We start from the raw sequence: 19,034 nt of genomic DNA on the forward strand, positions 1-19,034 counted from the left end.
GGCCACCGGGGCGGAGCTGTCGTTCTGTGGAGTTGCGGAGGTGCTGTCGAACCCGTGGGCTACAGGAACGAGTTGATCTGGATCGTCTCCGTACGGCCCGGACCCACGCCGATCGCGGAGATCGGGGCGCCCGACATCTCCTCCAGCGCCTTCACGTAGTCCTGCGCGTTCTTCGGCAGGTCATCGAACGTCTTCGCCTTGCTGATGTCCTCGGTCCAGCCCGGCAGGTACTCGTAGATCGGCTTCGCGTGGTGGAAGTCGCTCTGGCTGTACGGGAGTTCCTCGACGCGCTTGCCGTCGATCTCGTACGCGACGCAGACCGGGATCCGCTCCCAGCCCGTGAGCACGTCCAGCTTGGTGAGGAAGAAGTCCGTCAGGCCGTTGACCCGCGTCGCGTAGCGGGAGATCACCGCGTCGAACCAGCCGCAGCGGCGGTCGCGGCCCGTCGTGACGCCACGCTCGCCGCCGATGCGGCGCAGTGCCTCGCCGTCCGCGTCCAGCAGTTCCGTAGGGAAGGGGCCCGCACCGACGCGTGTCGTGTACGCCTTGAGGATGCCGATGACCCGGCTGATCTTCGTGGGGCCGACACCGGCGCCCGTACAGGCGCCGCCCGCGGTCGGGTTCGACGAGGTCACGAAGGGATACGTGCCGTGGTCGACGTCCAGGAGGGTGCCCTGGCCGCCCTCGAAGAGGACGACCTTTCCGGCGTCGATCGCGTCGTTGAGGACGAGCGTCGTGTCGCTGACGTACGGACGCAGCTTGTCCGCGAAGACCAGCAGCTCCTCCACGATCTTCCCGGCCTCTATGGCACGCCGGTTGTAGAGCTTGGCGAGGATCTGGTTCTTGAAGTCCAGCGCCGCGTCGACCTTCTGGATCAGGATCGACTCGTCGTAGAGGTCCTGGACGCGGATACCGACCCGGTTGATCTTGTCGGCGTACGTCGGGCCGATGCCACGGCCCGTCGTGCCGATCTTCCGGGAACCGAGGAACCGTTCCGTCACCTTGTCCATCGTGGTGTGGTACGAAGTGATCAGATGCGCGTTTCCGCTGATCAGAAGCTTCGACGTGTCAACGCCACGGTCGTTGAGCCCACTCAGCTCGGAGAGCAGGACGGCCGGGTCGATGACAACGCCGTTGCCGATCACCGGCGTGCATTCGGGCGAGAGGATTCCGGAAGGGAGGAGATGCAGCGCGTATTTCTGGTCGCCGACGACGACCGTGTGGCCGGCGTTGTTGCCGCCCTGGTAGCGCACCACATAGTCCACGGATCCACCGAGCAGGTCGGTGGCCTTTCCCTTGCCTTCGTCACCCCACTGAGCACCGAGCAGCACAAGTGCGGGCACAGGCGTACACCCCTTCCGGGCGGGGCATGTCCAAGGTCAGGGAACGTACATACGCCGGACGCGGACGTGCGAAATCTCGCACGAAACCGTCCGTCTGTGTATGACAAAGCCTGAGCCGTCGAACCGGTTGCCCCGGAATAGACCAAGCCCCTGGCGCAATAGCGCAAGGGGCTCTTGCACAAAGATGCTACCCGAGGAAGGACCGAGGTGTCGGCTCCAGAGCCCGCCGAGAACGGTGCGCAACAGCTTCTGGTGGTCATCGACCCGGTCGCCCGCCGGACCGACGGCGAATCAGTCCGGATCGCGAAAGATGTGTTGAGCGCGGGCGCGACCGCGAAAATCTGTCTGCCCGACGGGCCGGCGGAGTTCGCGCGGGTGCTGGCCCGCAGAGGCTCGCGGCGGCCGGTGGTGGTCGGCGACGACCGCGCCCTGCTGCGGACGGTCGCCCTGCTGCACCGGGAGCGCGACCTGTCCGCGGGCGCGCTGTCGTTGGTGCCGGTCGGGGTCTCGGTCGAGCTGGCGCACTCGCTCGGCGTGCCCACGGGCGCGGTCGCCGCGGCGCGGGCGGTGCTCGACGGGGTCGTGCGGCGGCTGGATCTGCTCGTCGACGACAGCGACGGTGTGGTGCTGGGGGATCTGCGGATCCCGGCGCCGCCGGCGGCCGACGGGCAGTCGGGGCGCGGTGGCGGGCCGGGAGGCTCGTCCGTCTGGGACACCTGCCGGTCCCTGGTCCGGACGCTGGTCAAACCGGTGCCACAGGTGCTCGCCGTCCACACGCACCGGCTGCGCGTGGAGGCGGACGGTGTCGTGCTGAGCGATCTGGACGAGCCGGTCGAGGCCGTGACGGTGCGCTCGCGCGGCGGCCGGGCGGAGGTCGTGATCCGTACGCACTCCTCGGCCGAGCCGATCACCGCCAGCGCGCTGTCGGTGACGGTCTCGGGCGCGGACTTCCGCTACCGGGCGGACGCGGCGGTGACCGGCCCGGTGCGGACGCGGACCTGGACGCTGCGGGCGGGGGCGTGGGGGCTGACCTTGCCGGCGGAGGCCTGACCGGCGGGGTCCTGTTCAGTTCCCGAGCTGCTCCGCCCGGTGCTTCGCCCAGCGTTCCATCAGCGATCCGAGCTCCACCTCCAGGAACTGGAAGAACTCCATCGTCTCGTTGATCCGGCGCCCTTGAGGGGTGTCGAGGCCGAAGTGGTCGAGGCCCTCCTTCATGGTGTCCCGCCAGCGCCGCAGCATGGAGTCGCGGTTGGTCAGCGCCTCGTACCACTGGTTGCCCTGGACCCGGTAGCGCTCGCGGCGGGAGCCCGGTTCGCGTTCGCGGATGACCATGTTGACCTGCGCGAGATAGCGGATCGCGCCGGAGACGGCCGCCGGGCTGACCTTCAGCTGCTCGCCGAGTTCGGCGGAGCTCATGACGCCGCGCTCGGAGGAGAGCAGCGCGGCGAAGACCCTGGCCGGCATGCGCGTCATGCCGGCCTCGACGAGCTGGGCCGCGAAGCGCTCCACGAACTGTGAGGTCGCGGCCGCCTCGCCACGGTCACCGCCATGAGCGTCGTCGCGAATCTCGTCACGGCCGTCTTCCCGCCGCCGCTCACCCATGCGCTGACCTCAGTCTCTGTCTCTGTGCTCACGGCGTCCTCGTGCCGTCAACGCCTGGATCAAGTATATCCAGCCGTTTATACGCTTCCTTAACTTCACAAGTTTCAAAAGTAGCGTACTTTCCAAGTCTATGAAGAAGGCAATCACCGTCGCCGGACTGCACAAGTCGTTCGGCCGGACTCACGCACTGGACGGCCTCGACCTCGCCGTCGACTCCGGTGAGGTCCACGGCTTCCTCGGCCCCAACGGCGCCGGCAAGTCCACCACCATCCGCGTCCTGCTCGGGCTGCTGCGCGCCGACTCGGGCGCCGCCCAGCTCCTCGGCAAGGACCCGTGGAAGGACGCCGTCGCCCTGCACCGCCGGCTCGCCTACGTGCCCGGCGACGTCGAGCTGTGGCCGAACCTCACCGGCGGTGAGGCCATCGACCTGCTCTCCAAGCTGCGCGGCGGCCTGGACCGGCAGCGCAGGGACGAGCTGATCGAACGGTTCGACCTGGACCCGACCAAGAAGGGCCGGGCCTACTCCAAGGGCAACCGGCAGAAGGTCGCCATCGTCGCCGCGCTCGCGTCCGACGCCGAACTGCTGCTCCTGGACGAGCCCACGGCCGGCCTCGACCCGCTCATGGAGGTCGTCTTCCAGGACGTCATCCTCCAGGCGAAGGCCGCCGGCAAGACGGTGCTCCTGTCCAGCCACATCCTGGCCCAGGTCGAGAAACTCTGTGACCGCGTGAGCATCATCCGGCAGGGCCGGAACGTGCAGTCCGGCACGCTCACCGAGATGCGGCACCTGACCCGTACGACCGTCGAGGCCGAGACCGAGCGCGCGGTCACCGGGCTCGACGCCATGGCCGGGATCCACGCGGTGCGGGTGACGGACCTCAGGGTGCACTTCGCCGTCGACGGCGCGCACCTGGACGCCGCGATCCACAGGCTCGGCGAGTTCGGCATCCGCAGCCTGATCAGCCACCCGCCGACCCTCGAAGAGCTGATGCTGCGCCACTACGGCGACGAGCTGGCGGCCAACGGCCACAGTGGGGCCGCCCGATGACCACCGTCACGGCACCCGCCGCCGGCCGCGCCTCCGCGCCCGCCCGGATCGGCGCCGGCGCCCTCGCCGGCACCGGGACCCTGATCCGCTTCGGTCTGCGCCGGGACCGCGTCCGTATCCCTATCTGGGTGGTCGCCCTCACCCTCGGCACGACGTCCACGGTCACCGAGTTCAAGACGCTGTACTCCACCGCCGAGGAACGCGCCTCGGCCGTCGGCTCCATGGACAGCCCCGCAGCGCTCGCCATGACCGGCCCGCGCCACTACCTCACCGACTACAACATCGGCTCGATGATGGGCCACCAGCTGATCGGCTTCATGGCCGTCCTGGTCGGTCTGATGAGCGTCCTGATCGTCACCAGGCACACCCGCGACGAGGAGGAGACCGGCCGCGCCGAGCTGGTGCGCTCCACCGTCGTCGGACACCACGCGCAACTCGCGTCCGCGCTGGTCGTCGCCGCCGTCGCCAACCTCGCGCTCGCCGCCCTGCTGACGCTGAGCGTCCTCTCGGCGGGCGTCGACGGGATCGCCACCGGCGAGGCGCTGCTCTACGGGCTCACGCTCGCCGCCATCGGTCTCGTCTTCGCGGGCGTCGCCGCGATCACCACGCAGATCACCGCCCATACGCGCGGCGCCGCCGGCATGGCGCTCGCCGTGATCGGTGTCGCCTATGTGCTGCGCGCCTCCGGCGACGTGGGCAACGACGCGCTGTCCTGGCTGTCACCCATCGGCTGGGGCCAGCGCACATACGTCTTCGTCGACAACCGCTGGTGGCCGCTGCTGCTCTGTCTGGGCCTCGCCGCGCTGACCGCCGCCACCGGCTTCGTACTGAGCACCCGGCGCGACGTCGGCGCGGGGCTGCGCTCCTCCCGGCTCGGCCGGCGTACGGCCTCCGGCGCGCTCACCCGGCCTCTCGGCTTCGCGCTGCGGCTGCACCGGGGGACCCTGCTGGGCTTCGGCGCGGGACTGTTCCTGATGGGCGTGATGTACGGCTCCATCCTCGGCGAGGCCGCCGACATGGTGAAGGACATCGAGCAGCTCCAGGAAGCGCTGGAGAAGATCGGCGGCGTGTCCGTCGCCGAGTCGTTCGCCTCGATGATCATGGTCGTCATCGCCGTCGTCGCCGCCGTGTACGTGGTGATGGCCACGCTTCGGCCGCGCGCCGAGGAGAGCGCGGGCCGCGCCGAACCGCTGCTGGCCACCGGCCTCTCCCGCGACCGCTGGGTGGGCGGCCATGTCGCCGTCGCGCTCGCGGGCGGTACGGCGCTGTTGCTCGTCGCCGGGCTGGGCTTCGGCGTCTCGGGCGCCGCGTCGGTCGGGGACGGCGGTCTCGTCCTCCAACTGGTCGGCGCCGCCCTGGCGTACGCGCCGGCGCTGTGGGTGACCGTCGGCGTGGCCGTGGTGCTCTTCGGCTGGTTCCCGCGGGCCGGAACGGCGGCCTGGATCGTGCCCGTGTACGCGTTCCTGGTCGGGTATCTCGGGTCGATCCTCCAGTTCCCGGACTGGATGAACAACCTGTCGCCCTTCGGGCACGTACCCCAGCTGCCGGCCGCCGGGATGAGCTGGACGCCCATGCTCGTCCTGACCGCCCTCGCGGCCGGGCTGATCTGGCTCGGCCTCGCCGGCTTCCGCCGCCGGGACCTGGAAACCAAGTGACGGCCGGGGGTGTGACGCTCCACGGGGGAGGGCGTCACACCTCCACCAGCAGCTCCTTCACCCCGCGGATCACATACCCCGGCTTCCACTGCGGCTCGGCGACGAGCCGCAGTGTCGGCGCCCGGCGCAGCAACTCACCGAACGACGCGCTCAGTTCGAGCCGACCGAGCGCCGCGCCCAGGCAGTAGTGGATCCCCGCGCCGAACGTCAGATGCGGATTGTCGGTGCGGGTGAGATCGAGGGTGTCCGGGCGGTCGAAACGGGCCGGGTCGCGGTTGGCCGAGCCGAAGAGGAGCGCGAGCTCGGCCCCGCGTGGCACGACCGTGCCGTCGATCTCTATGTCGTCGAGCACCCACCGCTCGAACATCTGGAGCGGTGTGTCGTACCGCAGCAGTTCCTCCACAGCTGTGGACAACGACGCCTCCCCGGACCGCAGGGCCGCGAGCTGCTCGGGGTGCCGGAACAGCGTCCACCAGCCGTTGGCGGTGGTGTTGACCGTCGCCTCGTGTCCCGCGTTGAGCAGGAGCGCACAGGTCGAGATCGTCTCCTGCTCGCTCAGCCGGTCCTCCTCGTCCTGTGCCGCGATCAGCGCGGAGAGCAGATCCGCACCGGGCGCGGCCCGCCTGGCGGCGATCAACTCCCGCAGGTAGTCGGTGAATTCGAGCGACGACCGGACCGCCCGCCGCGCCACCTCCTCCGTCGGATTCAGCTCGTACATCGCGCACATGTCGGCCGACCAGGGCCGCAGCAGCCCCCGGTCCGCCACCGGGACACCGAGCATCTCGGCGATGACGGCGACCGGCAGCGGCTCCGCCACCTCGGCGAGCAGATCGCCGCCGCCCGCCGCGCACAGCCCGCCCACCAGCTCGGCGGCGAGCCGCCCCACGGTGGGGGCGAGCGCCTCGACCCTGCGCGGTGTGAACGCCTTCGACACCAGACGCCGGATCCGGGTGTGGTCCGGCGCCTCCAGGTCGAGCAGCCCGTTGCCGTTGAGGATGTGGAACGGCTCGTGCGCCTCCGGTGTGGGCGTCCGGCCGAACTCCTCGTGCGTGAAACGGTGCAGATACGTCCGCCCCAGCCGCCGGTCCCGCAGCAGGGCCGACACGTCGGAGTGGTGCGGGACCAGCCACTGCCGCGACGGCTCGAAGTAGTGGAGCCGGCCACGGTCGCGCAGCTCCCTGTATGCGGGATACGGGTCGGCCACGAAGCCGGGCGACCAGGGGTCGAAGGATGCCATGCCCGAACGCTACTGACCCGCACCGCGCGGACGCCACGGCCCCGCCATCTCGCCCCGGACGCCGTCCCGCCCGCCGTCCCGGACGCACCCAGCGCTCACCCCGCGCTCACCCCGGGGTGACGAGCCTCGCCTCGTACGCGAACACCGCCGCCTGCGTCCGGTCCCGCAGTCCCAGCTTCACCAGGATGCGGCTCACATGCGTCTTGATCGTGGACTCGGCGACGACCAGATGCGCGGCGATCTCCGCGTTCGACAGCCCCTGCGCGATCAGGACCAGCACCTCGGTCTCGCGCTCCGTCAGCTCCCCCATCTGCGCCAGCGCCGGCGGGCGCGGGGACTCCGCCAGCTTGGAGAACTCCGTGATCAGCCGGCGCGTCACCGTGGGCGCCAGCAGCGCCTCACCCGACGCCACCACCCTTACACCGTCGGCCAGTTGGCGCGCCGACGCGTCCTTCAGCAGGAAGCCCGAGGCCCCCGCCCGCAGTGCCTGGTACACATACTCGTCCAGGTCGAACGTCGTCAGCACGAGGACCTTCGCGTCCGCGTCCGCCGCCACGATCTCCCGTGTCGCCTCGATGCCGTTCAGCTCCGGCATCCGGATGTCCATCAGGACCACGTCGGGGCCGAGGGCAGCGACCTGGGTGACGGCCTCGCGGCCGTTCACCGCCTCACCGACGACCTCGATGTCCGGCATCGCGTTCAGCAGGACCGAGAAGCCCTCGCGGACCATCACCTGGTCGTCGACGATCAGCACGCGGATCGTCATGACGGCTTCCCGTCGGTCTGCGGAGCCGTACCCAGGGGCTCGTCCCTGGGCTCGTCCCCCTCCTGGGCGGCGACCGGTATGTACGCCGCCACCTCGTATCCGCCGTCCGGCAGGAGCTTCGCCGTCATCTCGCCGTTCAGCATGCTCACCCGCTCCCTCATCCCCGTGATGCCGTGCCCCGCCCCCGGTGAGGGCTTCACCAGCCCTTGCGGCGGCGTGTTGACTATCCGCAGGCCGAGCCCGCCGAGCACGTACGAGACCTCCACCTTCGCCGTCGCCCCCGGCGCGTGCCGCAGGGCGTTGCTGAGCGCTTCCTGGATGATGCGGTACGCCGACAGCTCGACGCCCTGCGGCAGATCCCGCACCGCTCCGGTCACCGCCTTCTCCACGGTCAGCCCCGCCTCCCGCACGTTGGACAGCAGCCCTTCGAGGTCACCGAGGGTCGGCTGCGGGGCGTCGGGGGCGTCGTAGTCCTCGGCCCGTACGACTCCGAGGACCCGGCGCAGCTCGGTCAGCGCGGCCACCGCGTTCTCCCGGATGGTGGCGAAGGCCTTCTCCAGCTCGGGCGGTGGATTCTCGACGCGGTAGGGCGCCGCCTCCGCCTGGATGGCGACGACCGACATGTGGTGCGCGACGACGTCGTGCAGCTCGCGGGCGATGGTGGTGCGCTCTTCGAGGAGCGTGCGCCGGCTGCGCTCGACCGCGTTGACGCTGAGCTGCACCTCCACTTCCTTCCTCGCGTCGCGGCGGATGTGTACCGCCGAGACGGTCAGCAGGATGAGCGCCGAGACGAAGAGCATGGGCGCGCTGGTCGAGCCGTAACCGCGGCCGCCGAAGAGCGCCCCGACGAACAGCGAGTACACCAGCGTGAGCACCCACATCCAGGCCGCGGTACGCGGGCCCGTCCGTATCGCGACGATCGTCATCACGACCAGATACGCGGCGAAGGCGGAGGGCGTCCATGGCCAGTCGGAGTAGTAGGAACCCAGCATGCCGGTGACCACGGTGACGGCGAGGGCCAGCCACCAGGCCGCGACCGGCCTGACGAGAACCAGCAGGACCGGCGCCACCGTGATCAGGTCGAAGCCCGTCCCGTTGGCCATACCGATCATCAGCGCGAACAGCGCGCAGCCGGCGATCACGGCGTGCGGGAACCATCCCGCGTACTCACGGATCGCCCCCGGCAGGCGACGCGTGATGGGTCCGTCCGTCGCCATGCGCGGCAGCGGCCGGTAGGCGAAGGCGTCGTGGAAGAGGTCTTGGCGCAGGCCCCTGAGCAGGCCGTCGGCCAGGCGGAACTCGGGGCTCCGGGCTTTCCCGGTCGCGGCCTTCGCCGCCGTCGTCTGTGTATTGGTCACGTTTTCAAAGGTAAGGGGAGGGACGGGCACCGGTCGTCACCAGTGATAGGGATCCTTTCCCATCCCTCCCAGGTACTACGAGGGCACCCGCGAGAGCTATACGCGGTCGCCCGCGTACCCCCGGTGAGCCACTTCTACGACCGGGAACGGAACGCGTCCGCGTGCTCGGCCGCCCACTGCGCGAACGTACGCGCGGGCCGCCCCGTGACCTCCGCCACCGTGCCGATCGGGGTCCGGCCCTCGGGCGGGGTGTTCCCGTACACCTCCAGCAGGAATCCGATCACTTCCTCCGGCTGCCCGGCCGCCCGCCACTGCTCGACGGCCTGCTCCTCGGACAGCTCGACCACCTCGATCTTCCGGCCGCGCGCCCCGGCCAGCGTGTCCGCCTTGTCCTGGATGGTCAGCGCCTCGGGCCCGGTGATCAGGTACGACTTGCCGCCGTGCCCGTCCTCGGAGAGCGCGACGGCGGCGACGGCGCCGATGTCGCCCTCGTGGACCATGGCGCTCAGCCGCCCGACGAACGGCTCACGCACGGCGTCGTCGGCGCGGATGCCCTCCGCCCACTCCAGCGCGTTGGCCATGAACTCGACGGGCATGATCACGGTCCAGTCGATGCCGCCCGCCTTGACGGCGTCCTGGAGGGGGGTGTCGCCACCGCCGTTGAGCACGGTGATCCGCCGCACCCCGGCCGTGGCCGCCAGCTCGACGATCTCGGGACCCGTCTCCAGCGGTGCGAAGAGGCCGCCGTCGAAGGTGATCAGATGCAGGCCGGTGACGCCTTCCAGGGCGGGGACGAGCGAGGCCGGATCGGCGAGGTCACCGCGTACGACCTCGACACCGTCGGGGAAGTCGGCCTTGGCCGGGTCACGGGTCAGGGCCCGGACAAAGTGGCCGCGGCTGAGCAGTTCGAGGACGATCTGCCGGCCCACCGTGCCGGTCGCGCCTGTCACAAGGTTCACGTTCGCGTTCGCGTTGTTGGTCATGTTCCGAAGGTAGGAGGGCTTGCGGTCAGCTTCTGTCCGCAAGTCCCGCCCGCGAACCCCCGTAGGCCCGCGAGTCCCGCGACCCGGCGGGTGTCAGTACGCGAGCTGCGCCAGTTCCTCGGCCACGACCGCGCAGGCGTCGGCCCCGGGGTCGACCGGCGCGTAGTGCCCGACGTCCTCCAGGAGCGTGATGCCCACCATCTCGCCGGCCCTGGCGGCGGCGTCGACGTACGCCTCGGCGACGGCCTGCGGCACGACGATGTCGTTCCGGCCCTGCACGACGGCGGTGGCGATCCCGGTGGGCAGCAGTGCCGACGGGTCCGCACTGTCCCCGCGCGCCTTCAACTCGCTCTCTCCGCCGAGGAGTTGCGCGACGGCCCCGCCACAGACGCCCAGCTCGACGGCGGTGGTGAAGTCCGCGATGGGCGCGATCGCGACGACCCCGCGCAGCCGCGGCGGCGCGTCCAGCCGCCATGGCGACCCCACGGGCAGCACATGCCGCGCCGTGGCCCACAGCGCGAGATGACCACCCGCTGAGTGCCCGGTGACCACGATCCTGCGCGGGTCGGCCTGCGGCAGGGCGTCGGCGACGAGCGCGGGCAGCGCGTCCATGACGGTGGCGATGTCGTCGAACGTCTCGGGCCACCGACCGGCGACGGGCCCGTCCCCGGAGCCGCCGGCCTCGCCCTCGTTCCCCCGCCGGTACTCCACGTTGGCCACGGCGAAGCCGCGCCGGGCGAGGAAGCCGGCGAACGGCGTCAGATGCCGCCGGTCGTAGGGCGCGCGCCACGCCCCGCCGTGCAGCACGACCACCAGCGGCACACCATCGAGCCCACCGCGCGGCGCGTAGAAGTCGACCACCTGATCAGGGTGCTCCCCGTAGGCCGCGGTGACATCCGGCTCCACCCCCGGGCGCGCGAACAGCGCCTCGGACTCGGCGAGGTCACGGGCGACCGCAGCGACATCGGGGGAGTCATGGGCGGCGGAACCCGTCATGCTGCTCCAACCTTTCGATGAGAGACCCGAATTGGCCTGATCAGCGCGGACGCTATCAGCATCCACGCCCCGGGTTTACGGCCCGGCCTCACCTCGACGCCCCCGTCACGGCCCCCGTGACAGCCCCGCCCGCGGCCCCGTCACCCCGTGCCACCACCCGGACACCACCGCGCGCGGTCCTCATGCGTCGGCGTCGGCGCGACCCCGCCCGGCGCCGTCGTCACCGACCGCCTCCGCCTCACCTGTCGCCATCACCGCAGATCGCGCGGTCGAGCAGCGTCTGGACCGCCTTCTCGGCCCTGAACAGCGACTCGTCGTCCGCCTTCTTGCCGCTCGCGTTGAGGACCACCGTCCGCTGCCCGTCGTCGCTGACGGCCGTCCGTACGGTCTGGCCTTCGAGGTCGCCGCCGTGACCCCAGCGGTACCCGCCGCAGCTCAGCGGCTGCCGCATCACCCCGAGCCCGTAGTGCAGCCCCGGGAAGATCTGCTGGAAGTCCGCGCCCGCGGGCACCGCACTGCGCAGCTCCGCCATCTGGGCCGGCGGCAGCAGCCGCCCGCGCTGAAGGGCCGTCAGGAACCGGTCCAGGTCCCGCTCGCCGGTGATCAATTCACCGGCGGCCGTCGCCCACGAGACGTTACGGATGCTGGTGTCCGTCCAGCCGGTGGACCCCGCGAACTGCTGGTAGGAGTGCGTGTACGGCCCCTTGAGGCTCGGGTCGTCACCGGGGGCGTACGTCTGTGTGAGCCCCAGCGGGCGGACGATACGGTCGCGGACCTCCGTGTCCCACGACTTGCCCGTCACCTTCTCGATGATCATCCCGGCGACGATGTAGCCGGTGTTCGAGTAATTCCACTCGGGATCGGGGTCGTTCGGGTCCGCGGGGTCGAAGTCCGGCCGGTGCTTCATCGCCCCGGCCACGGCCTCCTCGGGCTCGTAGTGGTCGAACCGGGTCCGCTCGAAGTCCGCGGCCGTGTTCCCGGTGTCCTCGGTGAAGTCGTAGTTGTAGAGCCCGCTGGTGTGCTGGAGCAGATGGCGCACGGTGATGCGGCTGCCGTCGTTGCCGTTCCCCGCCACGAGACCGGGCAGCCACTCCTCGACGGTGTCGTCCAGCGACAGCCGTCCCTCGGCGACGAGTTGGAGGACGACCATCGACACGAACGTCTTGGTGACGCTGGCCGCGCGGAAGTCGGCCGCGTGCGAAACCGGCCGTCCGGTGCCGAGTTCGGCCTCCCCGCCCACGGCGTACGTACGGCGCTGCCCGTCGCGCACCTGTACGGAGACGCCGATGTACCCGGCCTTCTTCAGCGTCCGGTCCACCTCACGCTGCAACTGCTTCTGCGACAGCGCGGCCCCGGCGGAGTCCCGGCCGCCCTCTTTCCCGTGCGCCGGCGCGGGCCCGGCGGACACCCCGAGGGACACCGCGCACACGGCGGCGGTGACGAGCGCGGTGACCACGGGCAGCCGCGGTCGGCGTGAGGTCTTCGACTGAGTGCTCATGGTCGTCAAGCTTGGTCCGGGGCACCGGCCCGATCCATGAAGCAGGCCACCCGACACGAGGTGGGGATACCCCCAGGACGGAATCAAGTACCGCCTCAAGCAGCCCCTCGGCGCGTCACGACCGACCGCCGAACTGCCAGTGGTGAACCTCGATGTCGGCGTACCCGTCCGGCGTCAGCACCGCGCGCGCCGTCTCCGGGTCCGGCGCCCGCAGCAGCGCCGCCGTACCCACCCAGGTCCCGCCGTCGTCGGACAGCAGCGGCCCGTACGCGATCAACTCGTCCAACTCGACCCGCGCGGACGGTGGTTCGAGATCGACGGCCGCTCCCACGCCGAGCCCGAGCACCAGATACCGGTCGCCTTCCTCGGGTCCTCCGGGGAACTCCCACATGGTGCGCCCCAGGGTGTTGCGCCACCGCCGCAGCAGCACGTCGCGGTACACACCCGCCTGATAACCGGGCTCGTCGAAGGCGAACGCGCGGGCGACGCCCGGATCCGGCAGATCGAGGATGTGCACACTGCCCGTGGGCGTGTCACCGTCGTCGGCCATGGTCGGCCCACGGGCGATCATCTGCGCCGCGTACCCGTCCATGTAGGACCAGTGCGCTTCCAGCAACTCAAGACGCAGAGCCAGGGAACCGGGCCGATCGCGGTGATAGCAGAGGAACTCCATGCCCTCAGTCTTCATCACCGGGAAGACCCGTCCCCCTCGCCCCCCGCGTTGCGGACAACCCGTCCCCCTCGCCCCCGCGTTCAGGCACCGGTATGCGTGTGGGCGGCCCAGACGGTGGGGGTGACCGGGTAGCCGGCGCGCAGCCGACGGGTGGCGTGGTGCAGGGCCTCGGGGGACAGGGCCGGATCGGGCGGGGCTGTCCCCCCGGCGGTGAGCCGGGCGTAGAAGTCGGTCGCGAGCTGGTGGGCGGCGCGGTCGGCCACCGGCCACTGGGTGCCCACCACGTGCGGGTAGCCCGCGAGTTGGAACGCGCCGGTCAAATGGAGCGCCTCGTCGGCCAGCCGCGGGGCGGTCAGCGTGGTGTTGCAGGCGGAGAGAAAGGCCAGCCCGCCGTCCAGGCGCAGAGCGCCGATGTCGGCGACCGTCAGCGGATCCGTCCGGTGGTCCCGGAGAATCAGCCGCCCGCGCCAGGGGTCGGTCCGGTGGGGCTCGCTGTGACATGCGAAGTGCGCCACCTGGTGGTGGGGGAGCGCCGCGAGCACGGTGGAGCGGGTCGGGTGGGCAAGGGCCTCGGCGCCGGGGACGAGCCCGGTGAGGAGCTCGGCCTCGGTCGCCGCTCCCTCCAGCGGTCCGGCGTCGGGAGCGTCGGGGACGGCGACGATCGCGGTCCGGATCCCCGGCCCGGCCCGGCGCTCGCGGGCGCGGGCCAGTCCGCGCACGGTGGCGGTGTAGGAGGAGACGACCCGGTCCAGCACGGTGCGCGGCGCGCCGCGCCGCGGGGAGTCGTCGGCCAGGTCCTCGTGATGGCCGGCGGCGTGCAGCGGCAGGTAGGCGAGAAGGCCGACGGGGCACCACCACACCCGCGGCCAGGGCTCGCCCGGGGCCGGGGGTCCGGTGTGACCGAGGGCGGTCAGAACGGGTTCGGTGACCGTGTCCCAGAGCCAGGTCAGGACGTCCAGGATGTCGCGCTGGGCCGCGCGGCGGCCGACGGGATCCAGGGCGGGGTCGGCGGTGGCGTCGATGGCCGTCCCCAGCGTCACGATGCGGCGCACGGCCTCCGCCTCGGTGAGACCGCTGAGAGGCACGACGTGTACGGGGTCGCCGGGATCACCGGTGAGGACCAGCGCGTCGCAGCGTGCCGGGGCGGCGGAGACGTACACCACCGGGCCCCCGGCGGCCCGGGCGGAGAGCTCGGCCGCTCCCGGGGGCGCGAGAAAGCCGGAGAAGCCGTCGAGGGAGCGGATACGCCTGAGCAGTCCGTCCCATTCGGCCTGTGCCTCCCGGCGGGCGGCGGCACGGGCTTCGGGGGGCGCGGGGGCTTCGACGGCCGTGAGGACGGGGCGGTCGAGGGCCTGGCGCCGGTTCCGTACCTCTTCGACGGCCTCCGCGAGATCGGGGGCCGCCGACCGCAGGCGGTCGAGGTCGCCGCCCCCGTCCGCGACGGATTCGGCCGTCAGCACTCCACGTGACTGCTCCAGCAGTTCGACGGCGCGGTGGGATCGCCCCGCGTTCAGCGCGGCGGCGGCCGCGGCCCCGGCGAGCGAGCCCGCTTCGCCGATCAGGTGCCCCCGGTCGGTGAGGTCCAGGGTGCCGAGCCCGATCTGAGGCAGCAGGGCGACGGCTGCCTCGGCCGCCGCGAGCGCTTCCTGCGCACCGCTGTCGGCCGGGTCGGCCAGGGCGGCGATCGACCGATAGGAGGCGACGCGGGTCCAGACCGGAGCGGAGGCGTCCTGGGCCGCCGACCGGGAGGAGGCCAGGATCTCGGCCAGGAGCGTGGTGTCGCCGGTGTTCGTGGCGAGCGTGTGGAGGGCACCGGCGTGAGCGTTGAGTACGGCCGCGTAGCTCGGCAGACCGGCCGGTGTGATCGCGACGGCCTCGCGCGTCGCGTCGGCCGCTTCGCGCAGCCCGGCGACATCGCCGTCGTGGTTGAACCGGTGCACCAGTGCGGTAGCCAGGTTGACCAGCGCCCCGTTGCGGTTGAAGTGGTCGCCGGGGATGGCGTCGACGACCTGGCGGGCCGTGGCCGCCGCCTCCGACGCCGTGCGGACATCCCGGTTCCGCAGTGCCTGGGCGTAGAGAGCGCTGGAGAGCCCGAACAAGTGATGGACGCGACGCGGATGTCCTTCGGGGAAGGCGGCGACGGCCTCGCGGCAGACCGCGACCGCCTCCGCGATGTGCTCGCTGTCACCGGTGCGCTGGAAACTCGTCTCCAGTACGGACCCGAGAGAGCCCAGGAAACTTGGGTGGTTCGGGTGGTCGTCGGGAAGCGCGGCAACAGCGGCGCGGGCTGCGTCCACCGCTTCCCGCAGCAGCCGTGATTCGCCCGTCTGCCAGACCAGGAAGTGCAGAACGCGGCCGAGGTTGCTCAAGGCGATCGGGTGTTGCGGGAGTTGGACGGGGGTGGCGTCGACGGCCAGGCGGGTGGTCGAAGCGGCCTCCCGCAGCAACGCCAGTTCCCCGGTCCGATCGAACAGGTTGTTCAAGGCGTTGCCGAGATTGCCCAGGGCAATGGCCAGATGGGGATGACCGGCGGGAAGCGCGGCGACGGCGCCGCGCAGTACGGTGACCGCCTCCTCAAGAGGCTCGCGCGTCCCCGTGTGGCTCGCCAGCGCCTGAAGTGCCATGCCCAGGTTGTTCATCCACTTGGGACGGTCGGGGTGACCGACGGGCGTCGTGTCGACGGCGGCGCGGGCGTGGGTGATGGACTCGGGTGCACGCTCGTATCCGCCGTCGCGTTCGTTCTTCCTGGCCAGAGCGTTCCCGAGATTACTCAGGGCCATGGCCAGATGAGGATGGCCGGCGGGGAGCGCGGCGACGACCGCCCGGCCGATGTCGACCGCCTCTTCCAGGAACTCGTCCCCGCCCACCGCCTCGTAACGCAGACGCAGCGCCATACCGAGGTTGTTCATCGACTGAAGTCGCTCGGGGTGGTCGACGGGCGTGGCTTCGACGGCGGCACGCTCGCACGCGACGGCCTCGACGAGCCCGCTGACGTCTCCCGTGTACTCGTACTGCTGGAGAAGCGTGACGGCCAGCCCGCTCAGCCACAGCCGGCGCCGCGGACCGTCGTCGGCGGCGACCGCGGCCCGTGCGAGGGTGACCGCCTCGTCCGCCGCCGCGGGGTCCGTGCTGTGCTCGGCCAGCGTACGAAGGCTCTCACCGAGATTGTGGAGATGCCGCGAATGGTCGGCCGAGTCGCCTGCCGGGGCCGCGTCGACCACGGCCCTTCCGGCGGCGATCGACTCCCGCAGCATCGCGATCTCACCACGGTGCTTGAACAGCCGGCTCAAACAGATGGCGAGCTTGTCCAGACAGTCGACCAGGTTGGGATGGCCGGCGGGAAGAGTGGTGACGGCCTCCCGGCCGACGGCCACCGCCTCGGTGAGCAGGCTCTCCTCGGCCGTCCGCCCGTGCTGCCTCTGGAGAGCGAAGAGAAGGATATGGAGCTGGGTGCCGCGTGCGGGGTCCCCCTCGGCCATGGCGGCGACGACGGTCCTGGTCAGCTCGATGGCCTCGGCGGCCGCCACCGGATCGGCCTCGGCGTCGGCCCACGTGTGCAGGATGATGCCGAGGTTGCTGCGATACATCATCAGATGAGGGTCGGCGGACGAGGCTGTTTCAACGGCCCCGCGCGCGACGGCGACCGCCTCGCCGAGCGTCCGCGTGTCCTTGTCCCCCGAGTCCTTGTCCCGCGAGTCCTTGTCCCGCGAGTACGACAGGAAGAGGGCGAGCCCCAGATTGCTGAGGAACATGGGGTGTTCGGGATGCCCGGACGCGCCGACCGCCTTCTGAGCCGCCGTCACCGCCTCGTCCAGCGCTTCGGCGTCCTTCGTCAGCTCGTACGTCAACCGCAGGACGTGCCCGAGGTTGTTGAGGGCCATGGCCCGGTCGAGTGGCCGGTCGGACAGCCCGGCGATCGCCGTACGGAACAGCTCGACGGCCCGGCGCAGCAGCGGAAGATGTCGACCGCGCTCGTACGCCCGGCTCACGGCGAGGCCCACTTCGAGGGCCTCCCCGCCGGACAGGTCCTCGCCCTCTCCGTCCGTGAAGGCGATGTGCAGCGGCTCCGGCACCGCCTCGGGGTCGACGTCGTAGACCGGGGCCAGGAAGCGCACGGCCTCGATCAGCGCTTCGTCCTGCGCCTCGCCGACCGGCAGCGCGGTGAGCCGGATCCAGTGGTACACACCCAGTACGTGGCACGCGTCGGCGTCCGCCGCCGTGCCCGGGTCCGCGGCCAGGGCGGCGGCCGTACGTTCCGCGCCGTCGGTGAACAACTCACCGGCGTCGTCCCTCTCCACGGCGGTCTCGATACGCCGCCGAAGGTCACCGAGCAGATCCCCAACAGCCATCGTGTCCCCCGATTCAGGCCGGCGGAGCCTCGGGTCCGTAACCTCGCCCGGCACTCCGGACACTGGATGCTACATTGACAAATCACCATGAAAACAGGCCAGTTGGCGCACAACCGGGGCACCGCGGAGGTGGCGGAATTGGCGAAGTCGCGGAACGGCGCGCGGAACCGGCTGGGAGTGCTGTGCGACCAGCTCACCCGGCACGGGTCGATGGCGGCGGAGATCGAGGCCGCCGGAGCGGGACCCCAACTGCGCGAGCTGCTCGAACTGGTCAGGAGCGGAGCCTCGACGGCCGAAGGGACCCGCGAGAAGGAGCTGCTGGACAGCATCGAGGACGCCTGCGTCCGTCACGGCCTGTCCGCACTCGATGTGCGCGAGTTCGGCAACGCACGGCTGCCCCTGGGTTTCGGCCTGCCGCCGGACGAGCGGGTGGCGCGGGCCTGGGTCTGTCCTTGGGGCAACTGCGGACGGGTGGTTCTCCCCGAGACCGGCGGCACCGTTGACACCGGCGACGCCGGTGCCTCCACGCCGACCTGCGCCGCGGGCGGCGAGCCGCTGCGTGCCTACCCGGCCCCCTGATGCCCGGACTGCTCGCCGGCATCGGCACCTGGATCGCGGACCGCTGGCTCCAGACGGTCGTCCTGTCCGGCATGCTCTGGGTCGCGACGCTCGTCGTCGCCGCGCGGTTAGGCCAGTCGCACCCGTTCGACGCGGCGCGGCTGCACACCTGGCTCGACGAGATCGCCACGCACCGGGCCGGGGACAGCCCCGCCGCCATCCTGCTCGCCGTCGCCGCCGCCCTGCTCACCGCCGGTGCCGCGGGTCTGGCGGCCGGCGGGCTGGGCGCCCTGCACCAGCGGTTGTGGGGTTCGGACGGATCAGGTCCGGCGCTCGCGTGGCTGCTGCGGTGGCGTGAACGGTGGTGGCAGAGGTGGTACTCGGAGCGCGCCCGGCGGGCCGTCGGCGCCGATCGCGCGGAGGGATCGGACCCGGCCACCGCGACGGCGAGGCGGGCACGCGCCCAACGCGCCCTGCGTCTGCGGGCGGAGCGGGAACCGCATCGCCCCACCAGGATCGGGGACGCCCTCCACGCGGTCGCCGTCCGCCTGCGCGCCCGCTACGCGCTGGACCTGGACCTGGCCTGGCCCCGGCTGTGGGCGGTGCTGCCCGACCCGCTGCGCGCCGATCTGTCCGGCGCCCGTGCGGCGTACGACACCGCGGCCCGGCTGGCCGGCTGGGGTGTGCTCTACGCCGGGCTGGCCGTGTTGTGGTGGCCCGCCGCGCTGATCGGTGCCGCCGTGCTCGTCACCGCCGTGGCACGGGCCCGGGGCGCCGCGGCCGTCCTCGCGTCCCTCGTCGAAGCCGCCGTGGACCTGCATCTCACCGATCTGGCGGACCAGTTGGGCGTCCGGCCCGACACCGACGAACTCACCGAACTGGGCCGGGCCGTCGGCCGCCGTCTGGGACAGCCCACCCGCTCCTGACCCCAGGCCGGAGGGCCGACCGGCGGTCCCCCGGCCCCTGGG

15 protein-coding genes are annotated in these 19,034 nt (G+C 71.6%); 5 read left to right on the forward strand and 10 right to left on the reverse strand.

Annotated features, from left to right (window positions below):
* Positions 1-59: 59 nt before the first annotated feature.
* Positions 60-1,343: an adenylosuccinate synthase gene (locus tag ACFWHU_RS17750; RefSeq protein WP_385797884.1), complete on the reverse strand. Its 1,284-nt coding sequence runs from the start codon at positions 1,341-1,343 to the stop codon at positions 60-62.
* A 207-nt stretch (positions 1,344-1,550) separates the two neighbouring features.
* Between ACFWHU_RS17750 and ACFWHU_RS17755 the strand changes: the two genes are divergently transcribed.
* Positions 1,551-2,393: a diacylglycerol kinase gene (locus tag ACFWHU_RS17755; RefSeq protein ID WP_385797886.1), complete on the forward strand. Its 843-nt coding sequence runs from the start codon at positions 1,551-1,553 to the stop codon at positions 2,391-2,393.
* Between the two features lie 15 nt (positions 2,394-2,408).
* Here the strand turns inward: ACFWHU_RS17755 and ACFWHU_RS17760 are convergent, their stop codons facing one another.
* Positions 2,409-2,945: a GbsR/MarR family transcriptional regulator gene (locus tag ACFWHU_RS17760; RefSeq protein WP_387225493.1), complete on the reverse strand. Its 537-nt coding sequence runs from the start codon at positions 2,943-2,945 to the stop codon at positions 2,409-2,411.
* A 130-nt stretch (positions 2,946-3,075) separates the two neighbouring features.
* Between ACFWHU_RS17760 and ACFWHU_RS17765 the strand changes: the two genes are divergently transcribed.
* Entirely contained in the window at positions 3,076-3,993 is a 918-nt protein-coding gene (locus ACFWHU_RS17765; RefSeq protein ID WP_385797890.1) for an ABC transporter ATP-binding protein, read from the forward strand.
* Positions 3,990-5,648, forward strand: a complete 1,659-nt coding sequence (locus ACFWHU_RS17770; protein WP_387225494.1) for an ABC transporter permease — start codon at positions 3,990-3,992, stop codon at positions 5,646-5,648. The genes ACFWHU_RS17765 and ACFWHU_RS17770 overlap by 4 nt, the downstream gene beginning before the upstream one ends.
* A gap of 34 nt (positions 5,649-5,682) precedes the next feature.
* Here the strand turns inward: ACFWHU_RS17770 and ACFWHU_RS17775 are convergent, their stop codons facing one another.
* The 8 genes from ACFWHU_RS17775 to ACFWHU_RS17810 form a co-directional block, all read right to left on the reverse strand.
* Positions 5,683-6,885 (reverse strand): cytochrome P450, encoded by a 1,203-nt coding sequence (locus ACFWHU_RS17775; RefSeq protein ID WP_385797894.1) that lies wholly within the window; start codon positions 6,883-6,885, stop codon positions 5,683-5,685.
* Between the two features lie 106 nt (positions 6,886-6,991).
* Positions 6,992-7,651: a response regulator transcription factor gene (locus tag ACFWHU_RS17780; protein ID WP_147873526.1), complete on the reverse strand. Its 660-nt coding sequence runs from the start codon at positions 7,649-7,651 to the stop codon at positions 6,992-6,994.
* Positions 7,648-9,009, reverse strand: a complete 1,362-nt coding sequence (locus tag ACFWHU_RS17785) for a sensor histidine kinase (protein WP_387225495.1) — start codon at positions 9,007-9,009, stop codon at positions 7,648-7,650. The genes ACFWHU_RS17780 and ACFWHU_RS17785 overlap by 4 nt, the downstream gene beginning before the upstream one ends.
* Before the next feature lie 134 nt (positions 9,010-9,143).
* On the reverse strand, positions 9,144-9,992 hold the full coding sequence (locus tag ACFWHU_RS17790) for an NAD(P)H-binding protein (RefSeq protein ID WP_387225496.1): 849 nt from the start codon (positions 9,990-9,992) through the stop codon (positions 9,144-9,146).
* A gap of 93 nt (positions 9,993-10,085) precedes the next feature.
* On the reverse strand, positions 10,086-10,988 hold the full coding sequence (locus ACFWHU_RS17795; protein WP_387225497.1) for an alpha/beta hydrolase family protein: 903 nt from the start codon (positions 10,986-10,988) through the stop codon (positions 10,086-10,088).
* A gap of 238 nt (positions 10,989-11,226) precedes the next feature.
* Positions 11,227-12,486 carry a serine hydrolase domain-containing protein gene (locus tag ACFWHU_RS17800; RefSeq protein WP_387225498.1) on the reverse strand — a complete coding sequence of 420 codons (1,260 nt, stop codon included), beginning with the start codon at positions 12,484-12,486 and terminating at the stop codon, positions 11,227-11,229.
* A gap of 115 nt (positions 12,487-12,601) precedes the next feature.
* Positions 12,602-13,159, reverse strand: coding sequence for a YciI family protein (locus ACFWHU_RS17805; RefSeq protein WP_387225697.1), 558 nt, complete (start codon positions 13,157-13,159; stop codon positions 12,602-12,604).
* Between the two features lie 80 nt (positions 13,160-13,239).
* Positions 13,240-17,508 (reverse strand): CHAT domain-containing protein, encoded by a 4,269-nt coding sequence (locus ACFWHU_RS17810; protein ID WP_387225499.1) that lies wholly within the window; start codon positions 17,506-17,508, stop codon positions 13,240-13,242.
* Between the two features lie 87 nt (positions 17,509-17,595).
* Between ACFWHU_RS17810 and ACFWHU_RS17815 the strand changes: the two genes are divergently transcribed.
* Together ACFWHU_RS17815 and ACFWHU_RS17820 are read left to right on the forward strand one after the other, a co-directional pair.
* Positions 17,596-18,087: a hypothetical protein gene (locus ACFWHU_RS17815; RefSeq protein WP_387225500.1), complete on the forward strand. Its 492-nt coding sequence runs from the start codon at positions 17,596-17,598 to the stop codon at positions 18,085-18,087.
* On the forward strand, positions 18,087-18,992 hold the full coding sequence (locus ACFWHU_RS17820; RefSeq protein WP_385797909.1) for a hypothetical protein: 906 nt from the start codon (positions 18,087-18,089) through the stop codon (positions 18,990-18,992). Before ACFWHU_RS17815 ends, ACFWHU_RS17820 begins: the two co-directional genes overlap by 1 nt.
* The last annotated feature ends 42 nt before the right edge of the window (positions 18,993-19,034 follow it).

Source organism: Streptomyces sp. NPDC060366 (assembly GCF_042725135.1).
In the GTDB taxonomy this organism is placed as follows: domain Bacteria; phylum Actinomycetota; class Actinomycetes; order Streptomycetales; family Streptomycetaceae; genus Streptomyces.